General features: G+C 73.6%; 14 protein-coding genes. 4 read left to right on the forward strand and 10 right to left on the reverse strand.

What is annotated here, in order from left to right:
- Nucleotides 1–125: 125 nt before the first annotated feature.
- Nucleotides 126–1,580 (reverse strand): gamma-aminobutyraldehyde dehydrogenase, encoded by a 1,455-nt coding sequence (locus ACFP6A_RS06840; RefSeq protein ID WP_379602599.1) that lies wholly within the window; start codon nt 1,578–1,580, stop codon nt 126–128.
- A gap of 215 nt (nt 1,581–1,795) precedes the next feature.
- Between ACFP6A_RS06840 and ACFP6A_RS06845 the strand changes: the two genes are divergently transcribed.
- From ACFP6A_RS06845 to ACFP6A_RS06855, 3 genes are read left to right on the forward strand one after another with little or no spacing between them, the layout of a single operon-like run.
- Nucleotides 1,796–2,263 (forward strand): Lrp/AsnC family transcriptional regulator, encoded by a 468-nt coding sequence (locus tag ACFP6A_RS06845; protein ID WP_379602601.1) that lies wholly within the window; start codon nt 1,796–1,798, stop codon nt 2,261–2,263.
- Nucleotides 2,260–3,684 (forward strand): aspartate aminotransferase family protein, encoded by a 1,425-nt coding sequence (locus ACFP6A_RS06850; protein WP_379602603.1) that lies wholly within the window; start codon nt 2,260–2,262, stop codon nt 3,682–3,684. The genes ACFP6A_RS06845 and ACFP6A_RS06850 overlap by 4 nt, the downstream gene beginning before the upstream one ends.
- Nucleotides 3,681–5,042, forward strand: a complete 1,362-nt coding sequence (locus tag ACFP6A_RS06855) for an NAD(P)/FAD-dependent oxidoreductase (RefSeq protein ID WP_379602605.1) — start codon at nt 3,681–3,683, stop codon at nt 5,040–5,042. The genes ACFP6A_RS06850 and ACFP6A_RS06855 overlap by 4 nt, the downstream gene beginning before the upstream one ends.
- 55 nt (nt 5,043–5,097) lie before the next feature.
- On the opposite strand, the gene ACFP6A_RS06860 is transcribed toward ACFP6A_RS06855, so the two are convergent.
- A complete protein-coding gene (locus tag ACFP6A_RS06860; protein ID WP_379602607.1) occupies nt 5,098–6,993 on the reverse strand; it encodes a propionyl-CoA synthetase in 1,896 nt (631 codons plus the stop codon).
- 113 nt (nt 6,994–7,106) lie between these two features.
- Here ACFP6A_RS06860 and ACFP6A_RS06865 point away from each other — a divergent pair, with 113 nt between their 5' ends.
- Nucleotides 7,107–8,234: an LOG family protein gene (locus tag ACFP6A_RS06865; protein WP_379602608.1), complete on the forward strand. Its 1,128-nt coding sequence runs from the start codon at nt 7,107–7,109 to the stop codon at nt 8,232–8,234.
- On the opposite strand, the gene ACFP6A_RS06870 is transcribed toward ACFP6A_RS06865, so the two are convergent.
- The 8 genes from ACFP6A_RS06870 to rpsB all read right to left on the reverse strand — a co-directional run bounded on the left by ACFP6A_RS06870 (nt 8,215) and on the right by rpsB (nt 14,774).
- Nucleotides 8,215–8,793, reverse strand: a complete 579-nt coding sequence (locus ACFP6A_RS06870) for a DivIVA domain-containing protein (protein ID WP_379602609.1) — start codon at nt 8,791–8,793, stop codon at nt 8,215–8,217. The two genes, ACFP6A_RS06865 and ACFP6A_RS06870, sit on opposite strands and share 20 nt — an antisense overlap.
- Entirely contained in the window at nt 8,790–9,959 is a 1,170-nt protein-coding gene (gene rlmN, locus ACFP6A_RS06875) for a 23S rRNA (adenine(2503)-C(2))-methyltransferase RlmN (protein ID WP_379602610.1), read from the reverse strand. Before rlmN ends, ACFP6A_RS06870 begins: the two co-directional genes overlap by 4 nt.
- Nucleotides 9,960–10,001: 42 nt before the next feature.
- Nucleotides 10,002–10,553: a histidine phosphatase family protein gene (locus tag ACFP6A_RS06880; protein WP_379602612.1), complete on the reverse strand. Its 552-nt coding sequence runs from the start codon at nt 10,551–10,553 to the stop codon at nt 10,002–10,004.
- Between the two features lie 16 nt (nt 10,554–10,569).
- Complete coding sequence (locus ACFP6A_RS06885; RefSeq protein WP_379602613.1) at nt 10,570–11,445, reverse strand: phosphatidate cytidylyltransferase; 876 nt, start codon at nt 11,443–11,445, stop codon at nt 10,570–10,572.
- 2 nt (nt 11,446–11,447) lie between these two features.
- A complete protein-coding gene (frr, locus tag ACFP6A_RS06890) occupies nt 11,448–12,005 on the reverse strand; it encodes a ribosome recycling factor (protein ID WP_379602615.1) in 558 nt (185 codons plus the stop codon).
- A gap of 34 nt (nt 12,006–12,039) precedes the next feature.
- Nucleotides 12,040–12,792 carry a UMP kinase gene (gene pyrH, locus ACFP6A_RS06895; protein ID WP_379602616.1) on the reverse strand — a complete coding sequence of 251 codons (753 nt, stop codon included), beginning with the start codon at nt 12,790–12,792 and terminating at the stop codon, nt 12,040–12,042.
- 109 nt (nt 12,793–12,901) lie between these two features.
- Nucleotides 12,902–13,726, reverse strand: a complete 825-nt coding sequence (tsf, locus tag ACFP6A_RS06900; RefSeq protein ID WP_379602618.1) for a translation elongation factor Ts — start codon at nt 13,724–13,726, stop codon at nt 12,902–12,904.
- 37 nt (nt 13,727–13,763) lie between these two features.
- Nucleotides 13,764–14,774, reverse strand: a complete 1,011-nt coding sequence (rpsB, locus tag ACFP6A_RS06905) for a 30S ribosomal protein S2 (RefSeq protein ID WP_379602620.1) — start codon at nt 14,772–14,774, stop codon at nt 13,764–13,766.
- Between the last annotated feature and the right edge of the window lie 105 nt (nt 14,775–14,879).

The following is a 14,879-nucleotide window of genomic DNA, read 5'->3' on the forward strand; positions in this document are numbered from 1 at the left end:
ATGGGCGTAGTGGGTGTGGTGGACGTGGTGCGCGGAATCCTGACACCGACACGCGTGCGGAACAAGAGTGTCGCGACGCTTTCCGTCGCGTCTGCGAGGACTCGCAACGAAATCGTGACCTGGGTTTACTCGATGGCAGCCATCACGTGCTTGATGCGGGTGTAGTCCTCGAGCGCGTACACCGACAGGTCCTTGCCGTACCCGGAGTGCTTGAAGCCGCCGTGCGGCATCTCGGCCACCAGCGGGATGTGGGTGTTGATCCACACCGTGCCGAAGTCGAGCCGGCGACTGACCCGCAGCGCCCGTCCGACGTCCGTCGTCCACACGCTGGAGGCGAGGCCGTACTCGACGCCGTTGGCCCAGCGCACCGCCTGCTCCTCGTCGTCGAACCGCTGGACGGTGATGACGGGGCCGAAGACCTCCCGCTGGACGATCTCGTCGTCCTGGCGCAGGTTGTCCACCACCGTCGGCTCGACGAAGAACCCACCGCCCATGCCCTCCATCCGGTGCCCGCCGGCCTGGATCCGGGCGTGGTCCGGGAGCCGCTCGAGGAAGCCGGTGACGTGCCGCAGCTGGTCGGCGTTGTTGACGGCACCCATGTCCGCCTCGGGGTCCTGGGGCCGCCCGACCCTGACCCGGCGGGCCTGCTCGGTCAGCGCGGCGACGACGTCGTCGTGCACCCGCGGGCCGGCCAGGACGCGGGTGGCGGCGGTGCAGTCCTGCCCGGCGTTGAAGTAGCCGGCCGCGGCGATGCCCTCGGCGGCAGCGGCCACGTCGGCGTCGTCGAACACCAGCACCGGCGCCTTGCCGCCGAGCTCCAGGTGGACCCGCTTGACGTCGCGGGCGGCCGCGCCGGCCACCTCCATGCCGGCCCGGACCGACCCGGTGATCGCCACGAGCTGGGGTGTCGGGTGCGCGACGAGCGCCCGGCCGGTGTCCCGGTCGCCGGTGATCACGTTGAGCACGCCCGGCGGCAGGAACTCGGCCGCGAGCTCGGCGATGCGCAGGGTGGTCTCCGGCGTGGTGTCGCTGGGCTTGAGCACCACGGTGTTGCCGGCTGCCAGGGCGGGGCCGATCTTCCAGACCGCCATCATCATCGGGTAGTTCCACGGCGCGACCTGGCCGACGACGCCGACCGGCTCCCGCCGGATCCAGGACGTGTGCCCGCGCATGTACTCCCCCGCGGACCTGCCCTCGAGCAGGCGCGCGGCACCGGCGAAGAACCGGAGCTGGTCCACCATCGGCGGGATCTCCTCGCTGGCGGTCAGCGCGTTCGGCTTGCCGGTGTTGCGGCCCTCCATCTCCACGAGCTCGTCGGCGTGGGCCTCGATCGTGTCGGCCAGGCGCAGCAGGGCCAGCTGGCGCTCCGACGGGGTGGTGTCCCGCCACTGCTCGAACGCCCGGGCAGCGGCCCGGTAGGCCCGGTCGACGTCCTCCTCGGTGCCCACCGGCGACTCGGCGACGACCTGACCCGTCGAGGGGTCCACGACCGGGGTGGTCCGGTCACCCAGCGGGTCGACGAGCTCGCCGTCGACGACGTGGCGCAGGCGGCGGGGGGCGGGGACGTCCGGCGAGGTCACAGTGGCTCTCCTTACGGGCAGCTGCTGACGGGGCTGCACGGGCGGGGTGCGGTCCGGGAGCGCCACCGGCGGACGGGGCGCCCGCGGTGACGATAACGCGGTGACGGCCAGATCCGGTAGAACTACGAACCCGCGAAGCACGAATCGGTTGCCGAAGGGCCCTCCCGGCGCGGATTCACTTGATTTCCTCGCCGGACCGGGCCACCATCGGCCCGGTGAGCACCCGAGGCCGGCCGAACCACCTCGACGACGTCTCCAAGCAGATCATCGAGCAGCTGCAGGAGGACGGCCGCCGGCCGTACGCCACCATCGGCAAGGCGGTCGGGCTGTCCGAGGCGGCCGTCCGGCAACGGGTGCAGAAGCTCCTGGGCGACGGCGTCGTGCAGATCGTCGCCGTGACCGATCCGGTGCAGGTCGGCTTCGCCCGCCAGGCCATGGTCGGCGTGCGGTGCTCCGGGCCGCTCGAGCGGGTCGCCGACGCGCTCGCCGACATGCCGGAGGTCGACTACGTCGTCATCACCGCCGGCTCGTTCGACCTGCTCGCCGAGGTCGTCTGCGAGGACGACGACCACCTCCTGGGACTCGTCGGGGACCGGATCCGGCGGCTCGAGGGCGTGGATAGCACCGAGACGTTCGTCTACCTGCGGCTGCGCAAGCAGCTCTACAACTGGGGTACCCGATGACCACGACACCGGCCGACTTCGCGGCCGCCCACCACCAGCCCACCGACACCCCGCGGGGAACTCACCGCAGCCACGCGGCCCGAGACCACCTGTGGATGCACTTCACCCGGCACTCCCCCTACGAGCAGGGGGCGGAGGTGCCGATCCTCGTCCGCGGCGAGGGCGTCCACGTCTGGGACGCCGCCGGCCAGCGGTACCTCGACGGGCTGTCCGGGCTGTTCGTCGTCCAGGTCGGGCACGGCCGCGCCGAGCTCGCGGACGCCGCGGCCCGCCAGGCGCGGGAGCTGGCGTTCTTCCCGCTGTGGTCCTACGCCCACCCGCAGGCCATCGACCTCGCCGAGCGGCTGGCCCACTACGCCCCCGGGGACCTCAACCGGGTGTTCTTCACCACCGGCGGCGGCGAGGCGGTCGAGTCCGCGTGGAAGCTCGCCAAGCAGTACTGGAAGCTCGTCGGCAAGCCGACGAAGCACAAGGTGATCAGCCGCGCGGTGGCCTACCACGGCACCCCGCAGGGGGCGCTGTCCATCACCGGCATCCCCGCGGCGAAGGAGGCCTTCGAACCGCTCGTGCCCGGCGCGTTCAAGGTGCCGAACACCAACCTCTACCGGGCGCCTGAGCACCTGCGGGAGGACCCCAAGGCGTTCGGCCGCTGGGCTGCCGACCGGATCGAGGAGGCGATCCTGTTCGAGGGCCCGGACACGGTCGCCGCCGTCTTCCTCGAGCCGGTGCAGAACTCCGGCGGCTGCTTCCCCCCGCCGCCCGGGTACTTCGAGCGGGTCCGGGAGATCTGCGACGAGTACGACGTGCTGCTCGTGTCCGACGAGGTGATCACGGCGTTCGGCCGGATCGGCTCGATGTTCGCCTGCGTCGACTTCGGCTTCACCCCCGACATCATCACCTGCGCGAAGGGGATGACGTCCGGCTACTCGCCCATCGGCGCGATGATCGCCTCCGACCGGCTCTTCGAGCCGTTCCGGCACGGGCAGACGACGTTCTCCCACGGGTACACCTTCGGTGGCCACCCGGTGTCCGCGGCGGTGGCGATGGCGAACCTCGACATCTTCGAGCGCGAGGGCCTCAACGAGCACGTCCGGCGCAACGCCCCCGCGTTCCGGGCGACGCTGGAGAAGCTGCTCGACCTGCCGATCGTCGGGGACGTGCGGGGCGAGGGCTTCTTCTACGGGATCGAGCTGGTCAAGGACAAGACGACCCGGGAGACCTTCGACGAGGAGGAGTCCGAGCGGCTGCTGCGCGGCTTCCTGTCCCGGGCCCTGTTCGAGGCGGGCCTGTACTGCCGCGCCGACGACCGCGGGGACCCGGTGGTCCAGCTGGCCCCGCCGCTGATCAGCGGTCAGGCCGAGTTCGACACGATGGAGCAGATCCTGCGCGGCGTCCTCACGGAGGCCTGGGAGCGGCTGTGAGCCTGGCCGCGCCCGGGCTGTGGTTCGACCAGGTCGGGCCGCAGCCGAGACGCGACCCGCTGGACGGCGACACCGACGCCGACGTGTGCGTCGTCGGGGCCGGGTTCACCGGGTTGTGGACGGCGCACCGGCTGCTGGTCCTCGACCCGTCCCTGCGCGTCCTCGTCCTCGAGGCGGAGCACGTCGGGTTCGGTGCCAGCGGTCGCAACGGCGGGTGGGCGTCGGCGCTGTTCCCGGTCTCGACGGCGGCGCTGGTGCGCCGCCACGGCCGGGACGCGGCGCTCGCCGTGCGCCGGGCGATGCGCACCGCCGTGCGCGACCTCGGCGAGGTGACCGCGGCCGAGGGCATCGAGTGCGACTACGTCCGGGGCGGCACGGTCACCGTCGCCCGCGGGTCCGCCCAGCTCGCGCGGGCCCGCGCCGAGGCCGAGGCGGCGGCAGCCGGCCGGGACGAGGTGCACCTGCTCGACGCAGAGGAGGTCACCCGCCGCGTCCGGGTCCGCGGGGCGCTCGGCGGCACCTGGACGCCGGACTGTGCGCGGATCCAGCCGGCCCGCCTGGTCACCGGCCTCGCCGCCGCCGTGGAGGCGCGGGGCGGGACGGTGCTCGAGCGCACCCGGGTCCTGGACGTCGCCCCGCGGCGGGTGCGGACCGACCGGGGCACGGTGACGGCCGAGGCGGTCGTGGTCGCGACCGAGGCCTGGACGGCCGGGCTGCCGGGCCGCCGCCGGGACGTCGTCCCGGTGTACTCGCTCCTGGTGGCGACCGAGCCGCTGGACGCGGCGACCTGGGAGCAGGTCGGGCTGGCCGGGCGGGAGACGCTCGGTGAGCACCGGCACGTCGTCCTCTACGGGCAGCGGACGGCGGACGACCGGCTGGTCCTGGGCGGCCGGGGCGCGCCGTACCACCTCGGGTCGCGCATCTCCCCGGAGCACGACCACGACGAGCGCGTGTTCGCGGCCCTGCGCCGCACGGCCCGCACGATGTTCCCGGTGCTGGCCGGCGCCCGGTTCACCCACGCCTGGGGCGGGCCGCTCGGCATCCCCCGCGACTGGCACCCCGCCGTCCGGTTCGACCCCGGCACCGGCGTCGGCACCGCCGGCGGGTACGTCGGGGACGGTGTGACGACGTCCTTCCTCGCCGGCCGCACGCTGGCCGACCTCGTCCTGGGCCGGGACAGCGAGCTCACCGCGCTGCCCTGGGTGCAGCACCCGACCCGGCGGTGGGAGCCCGAGCCGCTGCGGTGGCTGGGTGTGAACGCGGGGCTGCGGCTGGCGTCCTGGGCGGACGCCGAGGAGCGGGTGACCGGGCGGCCGTCCGTGCTGGCCCGGCCGCTGGCCGCCCTCACCGGTCACTGAGCCCAGCCAGTCACCGAACCCACCAGCCACCGAGCCCGGCCGGCGGCTCCCCGCGTCAGCGCCGCAGCGTCGACGCCAGCGCGTCGAGGACGGCGGGGTCCTCGATCGTCGAGGGCACCGCGGGCGTCCGGCCGTCGGCGATCTCCCGCATCGTCTTGCGCAGGATCTTGCCCGAGCGGGTCTTCGGCAGCGCCGGCACGACGTCGACCTGCCGCAGCGCCGCGACCGCGCCCACCTCGTCGCGAACCCGCTGGACGCACTCGCGGGTGATCCGCTCGACGTCCGCGTCGGTGTACTCCTGCCCGCCCTTGAGCACGACCAGCCCCCGGGGCACCTGGCCCTTCATCTCGTCGTGGACGCCGATCACCGCGCACTCGGCGACCGCGGGGTGCCCGGCGATCGCGGCCTCCATGGACCCGGTGGACAGCCGGTGCCCGGCGACGTTGATGACGTCGTCGGTGCGCCCCATGACGAACACGTAGCCGTCCTCGTCCTTGTAGCCGCCGTCACCGGTGAGGTAGTAGCCGGGGAACGCCGACAGGTACGACGCGACGTACCGCTCGTCGTCGCCCCACAGCGTCGGCAGGGTGCCCGGTGGCAGCGGCAGGCGGATGCAGATGGCGCCCTCGGTGCCGGGCGGCAGGGGCTCGCCGTTCTCTCCCAGCACCTGCACGTCGTAGCCCGGCACCGGCACCGTCGGGGAACCGGGCTTGACCGGCATCGGCTCCAGCCCGCGAAGGTTCGCGCAGATCGGCCAGCCGGTCTCGGTCTGCCACCAGTTGTCGATGACCGGGACGCCGAGCCGGTCGGCCGCCCAGTGGTAGGTGTCGGGGTCGAGCCGCTCGCCGGCGAGGAACAGGGTCCGCAGCCGGGACAGGTCGTGCTCGGCGATCCGCGTGCCCTCCGGGTCGTCCTTCTTGATCGCCCGGATCGCCGTCGGCGCCGTGAACAGCGCGACCGCCCCGTGCTCGGCGGCCACCCGCCAGAACGCGCCGGAGTCCGGGGTGCCGACCGGCTTGCCCTCGTACAGCACGGTGGTGCACCCGGCCAGCAGCGGGGCGTACACGATGTAGGAGTGGCCGACGACCCACCCGACGTCGCTCGCCGTCCACCAGGTCTCACCGGGCTCGACACCGAAGACGTTGCGCATCGACCAGTGCAGCGCCACGGCGTGGCCGCCGTTGTCCCGGACGATCCCCTTCGGCCGACCGGTGGTCCCGGAGGTGTAGAGCACGTAGAGCGGGTCCGTCGCGGCGACCGGCACGCACTCGGCGGGCTCGACGACACCCGGGCGCATGAGCTCGGCCCAGTCGAGGTCGCGCTCACCCATGGCGGCCTCGGCCTGCGGCCGCTGCAGGACGACGACCCGCTCCGGCTTGTGCCCGCTGCGCTCGATGGCCGCGTCGAGCATCGGCTTGTACTCCACCACCCGGCTCGGCTCGATGCCGCACGAGGCGGACACGACGACCCGGGGCCGGGCGTCGTCGATGCGGGCGGCCAGCTCGCTGGGGGCGAAGCCCCCGAACACCACGCTGTGCACGGCGCCGATCCGGGCGCAGGCGAGCATCGCGACGACCGCCTCGGGCACCATCGGCATGTAGATGACGACCCGGTCCCCGGCGACGACGCCGAGGTCCCGCAGCACGCCGGCGAAGCGGGCGACGAGCTCGAGCAGCTCGGCGTAGGTGAGGACGCGCTTCGTCCCGGTCACCGGGGAGTCGTGGACGAGTGCGGGCTGGTCGCCGCGACCGTTGACCACGTGCCGGTCGAGCGCGTTGTAGCAGGTGTTGAGGACGCCGTCGGAGAACCAGCGGTAGAAGGGCGGGTTGCCGTCGTCCAGCACCCTGGTGGGCCTGCGGATCCAGTCCACGCCGGCGGCGGCCTCGCCCCAGAAGCCCTCAGGATCCTGCAGGGACCGCCGGTACGCCTGCTCGTACGCGCCTGTGCTCATACCCGCATCCTGGCCACCTCGTCGGCGCTTGGCCACCCCTGCGTCGGTGGCCGTCTCGAGGGGACCGTGAGCACGCGAGGGCGCTGGGTGCTGCCACCAGGCAGGATGCCGGCATGGAGATCGAGAGCGTCCAGACCCTGCGCGCCCTGCTCGCCGCCGGGACCCCGATGGACGGGATGCGCCTGCAGGGCCTCGATCTCACCGAGGTGGAGGAGGAGCTGCTGGCGGCCGACCCGCGCGGCGCCGTCGTGCTCGGCGGCCGGGTCGGGGAGCGGCTCGAGGAGCACCTGCGCCGCGGCGGGGCGCTCGTCTTCCCGGCGCTGCCGCAGTGCCCGGTCGACCCGTACCGCAACCGGCTGTACACGGCCGAGGAGCTGTACGCCGGTCTGCAGGACGGCTACGAGCACACCCTTGACGCCCGCTGCTACGCGTGGTCGCGGGACGCCACGACCCGCCACGACGTCCTGGCCACGATGGTCCGGGCCGTCCACGACGACGCGGTGTCCGACGCGCTCGTGGAGGTGCTGGCCGGGCGCAGCGTGGTCGGCGTGATGGGCGGCCACGCGCTGCGCCGGGGTACCCCGCAGTACGCCGAGGCGGCTCACCTGGCCCGGGCGCTCTCCCGCGCCGGCCACCTCGTGCTCACCGGCGGCGGCCCTGGGGCGATGGAGGCCGCCAACCTCGGTGCCCGGCTGGCCGGTGCGGACGACGCGGCCCTGCAGGACGCGCTCGACCACCTCGGAACCGTCCCGGACTTCGCGCCGGACGTCGCCGCGTGGGCCGGAGCGGGCCTCGACGTGCTGGCGGACCACCCCGCACCGCACTCCCCGGCGAGCATCGGGATCCCGACGTGGTTCTACGGGCACGAGCCACCGAACGTGTTCCCGGGCCTGGTGGCCAAGTACTTCTCCAACGCGCTGCGGGAGGACGTCCTGCTCGTCACGGTCACCGCGGGCATCGTCTACCTGCCCGGCGCGGCCGGGACGCTCCAGGAGCTGTTCCAGGCGGCCACCCCGGGGTACTACTCCCCCGGCGGCGGGGTGCCCCTGGTCCTGCTCGGCCGCGAGCACTGGACGCGCCGCCTGCCCGCGTGGGACCTGCTCGGCGCGCTGGCCGCCGGGCGGCCGATGGCCGCACGCGTCCACCTGCTCGACGACGCCTCCGACACCGACGGGGTGCTCGCCGCGCTCGGTGACGCCGCGCACCCCGGCCCGCCGGTGCTCACTCGACCGCGACCATGACCTCCACCACCCGGTCGAGGAAGGCGTCCACCTGCTCCTCCCGGTAGCCGCGCGAGCCGCGCCGGGTCCGGAAGACCGCGCGGCGCACCTCGTCGACGGACATCGGGTCGCCGTGGTCGAGGTAGCCGAGCACCCGGTGGCACAGCTCGTCGACGTCGTCCGGGTCGTACGCCGGGGCGAACCCGGTGGCCCGGTCGAACCGGTCCCCGTCGGGACGCAGCAGCCGCCCGCGCAAGGTGCGCGCCCGGGTGGTGAGGTTCTCCAGGGCGGCCTGCGCACCGACCCGCGCCCGCAGGCCCTCCTGCTCCCGGCGGGCGAACGCGTCCTCCAGCCGGTCCAGGGCGGCGTCCACCTGCCCGACGTCGTAGCCGCCACGGACCAGGTCGAAGCCCACCCGCCGCACGTCCGCGGAGGTCACGGCGGCACCGGCCTCGGCGTGCTCGTAGGCGACCCGGGCACGGTCGAAGAACTCGTCGACCTGCTCGACGTGGTACCCGCGGGCCCACCGGCCGGTGCGGGAGAAGCTGCTGCGGGAGACGCTGCTCGGCACGGCGCTCATCGTGCCAGGCCAGGGACCGGGGCGGCTGCCAGCTGACCGCAGGCGCCGTCGATGTCGCTGCCCCGGGTGTCGCGCACGGTGGTGGGGATGCCGCGGCGCCGCAGCCGGCGGACGAACTCCGCCTCGACCTGCGGGTCGCTGGCGGTCCACCGCGAGCCTGGTGTCGGGTTGAGCGGGATCGGGTTGACGTGCACCCAGCCGCGGCCACGGGCCAGCAGCTCGTCGGCGAGCAGGTCGGCCCGCCAGGCCTGGTCGTTGACGTCGCGGATCAGGGCGTACTCGATGCTGACCCGCCGTCCGGTCGCCTCGAAGTACCGGCGGGCGGCGTCCAGGGCCTGCCCGACCCGCCAGCGGGTGTTGACCGGCACCAGCTCGTCGCGCAGCTCGTCGTCCGGGGCGTGCAGGGACAGCGCCAGCGTCACCGGGACGCCCTCGCCGGCCAGCCGGTCGATGGCCGGGACGAGGCCCACGGTGGACACCGTGACGCCGCGGGCGGAGATGCCCAGCCCGTCCGGAGGCGGCGCCGTCATCGCCCGGACGGCGGTCATCGCGGCCCGGTAGTTGGCCAGCGCCTCGCCCATGCCCATGAACACGACGTTGCTCACCCGCAGCGGCGCGGCCACCGCGCCGCCGGCGACCTCGCCGTCCCGCAGCGACCGGGCGGCCGCGACGACCTGCTCGACGATCTCGGCGGCGGACAGGTTGCGGGTCAGCCCGGCCTGCCCGGTGGCGCAGAACGGGCAGTTCATCCCGCAGCCGGCCTGGCTCGACACGCACAGGGTCACCCGGTCCCGGTAGCGCATCAGCACGCTCTCGACGAGGGCCCCGTCGTGCAGCCGCCACAGCGTCTTGACCGTCGCCCCGGCGTCGGCGGTCAGGACCCGCACCGGGGTGAGCAGCTCGGGCAGCAGGGTGCCGACGAGCCGCTCCCGGCCCGCGGCCGGCAGGTCGGTCATCCGGGCCGGGTCACGGGTGAGGTGCTCGAAGTAGTGCACGGCGAGCTGGCGGGCCCGGAACGGCCGCTCCCCCAGCTCGGCGGCGACCTCGGCTCGCTCGGCCGGGGACAGGTCGGCGAGGTGCCGCGGCGGCTTGCCGCGGCGCGGTGCGGTGAAGGTCAGCTCGCCGGCCGCGGGTCGGCGTCCGACGAGGGGCAGCGGTTCAGGCATGACCGGCCCATGGTCGCACGAGCCCGGCCGGTCCCCTGCGACTCAGCCCGACCGCCAGGCGCCCCACGGGCGCACCACCTCCCCGCCGTCGATGACGCAGTGGTCGGGCAGCTGCATCCGCTCCCAGGCGACGAGGTCGACCGGGCTGCCGGTGAGCTCGGCGACCGCCAGCGTCCACGCCGTGCCGTGCCCGACGAGGACGACGTCCCCGGGTGTCTCCTCGACGAGCGCCCGCACGGTCCGGGCCACCCGTACCCGGGTGGCGCCGGCCGTCTCCCAGCCCTCCTCCGGCGGCTCGTCGGGGTGGATCACCGAACGGTGCACGCGGACGGCGTACGCGTCGACCCAGCCCGCCGGGCGGTACTGCTCACGCAGGTCCTCGAGAACCTCGACGTCGGCGTCGCCGGCCAGGATGCGCGCCGTCTCGACCGCCTTGGGCTCGTCCGAGCTGACCCAGCGGGCCCGCTCCGGGAGCACCCCGGCCTCGGCGAGCTCGCGGACCCGGTCCACCTCGTCGGGGTCCAGGTGCCAGCTGCTCGCCGGCGTCGTCGGGTCGATGAGCGGGGGGCCGTGGCGCACCAGGTGCAGGGCCATCAGGTGGTGCAGCTCCTCAAGGGACCACCGGCACGAGGGCGGCCAGCAGCAGGTAGACGACGGGTGCGGTGGGCAGCAGGGAGTCCAGGCGGTCCATGACCCCGCCGTGGCCGGGCAGCAGGGACCCCATGTCCTTGATGCCGAGGTCCCGCTTGAGCAGCGACTCGGCCAGGTCGCCCAGCGTGGCGGTGACCAGGACGGCGGCGCCGACCACGACGCCCGCCCACCAGGTGCCCCCGAGCAGCAGGACGACGCCGAGGGCGCCGGCGAGCAGGGCGGCGACGGCCGAGCCGGCGAGCCCCTCCCAGGACTTCTTGGGACTCACCGACGGCGCCATCGGGTGGCGCCCGAGCAGGACGCCGACGGCGTAGCCGCCGATGTCGCTGGCCACGGTCACCAGCACGAAGACGATGACCCGGGCCGGTCCGTCGTCCGCGGCGAGCATGAGCATCGCGAAGCCGGCCAGGAAGGGGACGTAGGCGGTGCTGAAGATCCCGGCGGCGACGTCCCGCACGGCGCCGTCGACGCCCTCCAGGACGCGCCACACGACGACGGCCAGCACGGTGAGGCCGAAGGCGACGAGCAGCGCCTCCTCGCCGGCGGCGTACGCGGAGACGAGGATGCCCACGCTGCCGACGAGGACCGGCACGAGGGGGACCGTGATCCGGCGGGCCGCGAAGGCCTGCCCGAGCTCCCAGACGGCGAGGACGATCGCGACCGCGGCGACGGCGACGAAGGCCTCCTTGCGGACGAGCAGGGAGGCGAGCACCAGGCCGCCGAGGCCGACGCCGACGCCGACCGCCACCGGCAGGTTGCGCCCGGCCCGCCCCCGGGTGCGGGCGGCGCGGCGGGAGGGCGGGGGCAGGGTCGGCGAGGGCGGCAGGATGTCCATGCTCAGACCTCGAGCAGCTCGCTCTCCTTGTGCCGCAGGAGCTCGTCGACGGCGTCCACCCGGCGCCTGGTGAGCTGCTCGAGCTCCTTCTCGGCGCGGGCGACCTCGTCCTCGCCGGCCTCGCCGTCCTTGGCGATGCGGTCGAGCTCCTCCTTGGCCCGGCGGCGGATGTTGCGGACCGACACGCGGGCCTCCTCCGCCTTGGTGCGCGCGATCTTGATGTAGTCGCGGCGCCGCTCCTGGGTGAGCTCGGGCAGGTTCACCCGGATCACGTTGCCGTCGTTGGCCGGGTTGACGCCCAGGTCGGAGTCGCGCAGCGCCTTCTCGATGGCACTCATCGAGGACCGGTCGTACGGGGTGATGAGGACGGTGCGGGCCTCCGGGGTCTGGAACGAGGCGAGCTGCTGCAGCGGGGTCGGGCTGCCGTAGTACTCCACCGTGATCCGGGCGAACATGGCCGGGTTCGCACGGCCGGTGCGGATCGCCGCGAACTCCTCCTTGGCGACCTCCACGGCCTTGTCCATCTTCTCCTCCGCCTCGAGGAGGGTCTCGTCGATCACGCCTCGCTCCTTCGTCGTGTCGTACCCGCGGACGTCACTCGGCGACGACCAGGGTCCCGATCCTCTCACCCCGGACCGCGGCCAGGACGTTGCCCTCACGCTCCAGACCGAAGACGATCATCGGCAGCTTGTTGTCCATGCACAGGCTGAACGCGGTCGCGTCGGCGACCTTGAGCCCCCGCTGCAGCGCCTCGGTGTAGGTGATCCGGTCGAGGCGGCGGGCGGTGGGGTCGACGTGGGGGTCGGCGGTGTACACGCCGTCGACCCCGTTCTTGGCCATCAGGACGACGTCGGCGTGGATCTCCAGGGCCCGCTGGGCGGCGACGGTGTCGGTGGAGAAGTAGGGCAGCCCGGCGCCCGCGCCGAAGATCACCACGCGGCCCTTCTGCATGTGCCGGATCGCCCGGCGCGGGATGTACGGCTCGGCCACCTGCCCCATGGTGATCGCGGTCATCACCCGGGTGTCGGTCCCACCCTGCTCGAGGAAGTCCTGCAGGGCCAGGCAGTTCATCACCGTTCCGAGCATGCCCATGTAGTCCGCCCGGGCCCGGTCCATCCCGCGCTGGGACAGCTCGGCGCCGCGGAAGAAGTTGCCGCCGCCGGTGACGACGGCGACCTCGACGCCCTCGGCGACCACGGCCGCGATCTCCCGCGCGATCCGGGCCACGACGTCCGGGTCGACGCCGACGCTGCCGCCGCCGAAGGACTCTCCGGAGAGCTTGAGCAGCACCCGGTGGTAGCGGGTCCCCCCGTGGGGGGTCGGGTCCAGCACGTCGGTCTGGCTCATCGGTCTCCCCTGGTGGTGGGCGGCTGTGCGGGGCAGTCTGCCGCACTGCACTGCTCGTGCAACGGCCCCGCCCCGGACGCCGGGACGGGGCCGTGCAGCACGGGTCGGCTCAGGCGCCGACGCGGAACCGGGCGAAGGCGCTCAGCTGCACCCCGGCGTCGGCGAGGACGGCCGAGACCGTCTTCTTCGGGTCCTTCGCGAACGGCTGCTCGAGCAGCACCGCGTCCTTGAAGAAGCCGTTGACCCGACCCTCGACGATCCTGGGCAGGGCCTGCTCGGGCTTGCCCTCCTCCCGGGCGGTCTCCTCGGCCAGGCGACGCTCGTTCTCCACCGTCTCGGCGGGGACGTCCTCCCGGGCACGGAAGGTCGGGGACATCGCCGCGATGTGCATGGCGACGTCCCGGGCGACCTCGTGCTCGACGTCGGTGACGACGAGGACGCCGATCTGCGGCGGCAGGTCGGGGCTGGTGCGGTGCAGGTAGGAGGCGACGTGCCCGCCCTGCAGCCGGGCCACCCGGCGCACCTCGATCTTCTCCCCGATGGTGGAGCTGGCCTCGTCGAGCAGGGTCTTGACGTCCTTGCCGCCCACCTGGGCGGTCAGCAGGGAGTCGACGTCCTGCGCACCAGTGGCCACCGCCGCGTCGAGCACCTGCTGGGCGAGCGCCTGGAACGTGTCGCCCTTGGCGACGAAGTCGGTCTCACAGTTGACCTCGACCATCGTGCCGACGCCGTCGGCCACGGACGCGGCGACGAGCCCGTTGGACGCGGTGCGGCCCTCACGCTTCGTCACACCCTTGAGGCCCTTGACCCGCAGCAGCTCGACGGCCTTGGTGAGGTCCCCGTCGCTCTCCGCGAGCGCGTTCTTGCAGTCCATCATGCCGGCGCCGGTCTGCTCCCGGAGCTTCTTGACGTCGGCGGCGGTGAAGTTCGCCATGGAAGGTGGTACTCCCTCTCGGTTGGTGTGGCCGGGCTCAGGCCTGCGCAGACTCAGACTCAGACTCACGCTCAGGCTCAGGCTCAGACTCAGGCTCAGACTCGGCCGGCTCCGCCAGCTGGTGCGCCTGCTGCTCGACGACCTGCTCGGCCTCGGCGGCGCCCTCCTGGACGTCCTGCGCAACCTGCTCCGGGCCGGCGTCCGGCTGTCCGCCCACGGTCGCCTCGCCGGCCGCCTGCTCGCTCTGGGCCTGCCCGCCCTGGGCCTGCTCAGCCTCCTGGCCGGCCAGCAGCTCGCGCTCCCACTCGGCCAGCGGCTCCTCGGCGACCGCGCCGTCGGCGCCGGACTCGCCGCCGCGCGAGCGGGCCATGAGGCCCTCGGCGACCGCGTCGGCGATGACCCGGGTGAGCAGGGTGACCGAGCGGATGGCGTCGTCGTTGCCCGGGATCCGGTAGTCCACGACGTCCGGGTCGCAGTTGGAGTCGACGATGGCGACGATCGGGATGCCGAGCTTGCGGGCCTCGTCGACCGCGAGGTGCTCCTTGTTCGTGTCGACGATCCAGACGGCGCTCGGCACCTTCGCCATGTTGCGGATGCCGCCGAGGGTGCGCTCGAGCTTCTCCTTCTCCCGGCGCATCATGAGCAGCTCCTTCTTCGTCCGGCCGCTCGCGGCGACGTCGTCGAAGTCGATCTGCTCGAGCTCCTTGAGGCGCTGGAGGCGCTTGGAGACGGTCTGGAAGTTCGTCAGCATGCCGCCGAGCCAGCGCTGGTTGACGTAGGGCATGCCGACCCGGGTGGCCTGCTCGGCCAGCGGCTCCTGGGCCTGCTTCTTCGTCCCGACGAACAGGATGCTGCCGCCGTGCGCGACGGTCTCCTTGACGAAGTCGTAGGCGCGGTCGATGTAGCTCAGCGTCTGCTGCAGGTCGATGATGTAGATGCCGTTGCGCTCGGTGAAGATGTAGCGCTTCATCTTCGGGTTCCAGCGGCGGGTCTGGTGCCCGAAGTGGACGCCGCTCTCGAGGAGCTGGCGCATCGTGACGACGGCCATGCCGACGCACTCCTTCCGTGCTGCGGCCGGGCCGGCAGCACCTTCTCGGTTCCTCGCGAACGGCCACCGCGGCCGCCGCGCCTGGTGCCCGCGACGCGCCGTCCA

The sequence above is a fragment of the Quadrisphaera sp. GCM10027208 genome (genome assembly GCF_042658805.1).
GTDB lineage: Bacteria > Actinomycetota > Actinomycetes > Actinomycetales > SCSIO-59966 > SCSIO-59966.

Coding starts and splice junctions, on each gene's coding strand:
- ACFP6A_RS06850 (WP_379602603.1), top strand. CDS start 2,260: ATGACCACGACACCGGCCGACTTCGCGGCCGCCCACCACCAGCCCACC.
- rlmN (WP_379602610.1), bottom strand. CDS start 9,959: ATGCCTGAACCGCTGCCCCTCGTCGGACGCCGACCCGCGGCCGGCGAG.
- ACFP6A_RS06885 (WP_379602613.1), bottom strand. CDS start 11,445: ATGGACATCCTGCCGCCCTCGCCGACCCTGCCCCCGCCCTCCCGCCGC.
- tsf (WP_379602618.1), bottom strand. CDS start 13,726: ATGGCGAACTTCACCGCCGCCGACGTCAAGAAGCTCCGGGAGCAGACC.
- rpsB (WP_379602620.1), bottom strand. CDS start 14,774: ATGGCCGTCGTCACGATGCGCCAGCTCCTCGAGAGCGGCGTCCACTTC.
- ACFP6A_RS06870 (WP_379602609.1), bottom strand. CDS start 8,793: ATGAGCGCCGTGCCGAGCAGCGTCTCCCGCAGCAGCTTCTCCCGCACC.
- ACFP6A_RS06880 (WP_379602612.1), bottom strand. CDS start 10,553: ATGGCCCTGCACCTGGTGCGCCACGGCCCCCCGCTCATCGACCCGACG.
- ACFP6A_RS06860 (WP_379602607.1), bottom strand. CDS start 6,993: ATGAGCACAGGCGCGTACGAGCAGGCGTACCGGCGGTCCCTGCAGGAT.
- ACFP6A_RS06865 (WP_379602608.1), top strand. CDS start 7,107: ATGGAGATCGAGAGCGTCCAGACCCTGCGCGCCCTGCTCGCCGCCGGG.
- pyrH (WP_379602616.1), bottom strand. CDS start 12,792: ATGAGCCAGACCGACGTGCTGGACCCGACCCCCCACGGGGGGACCCGC.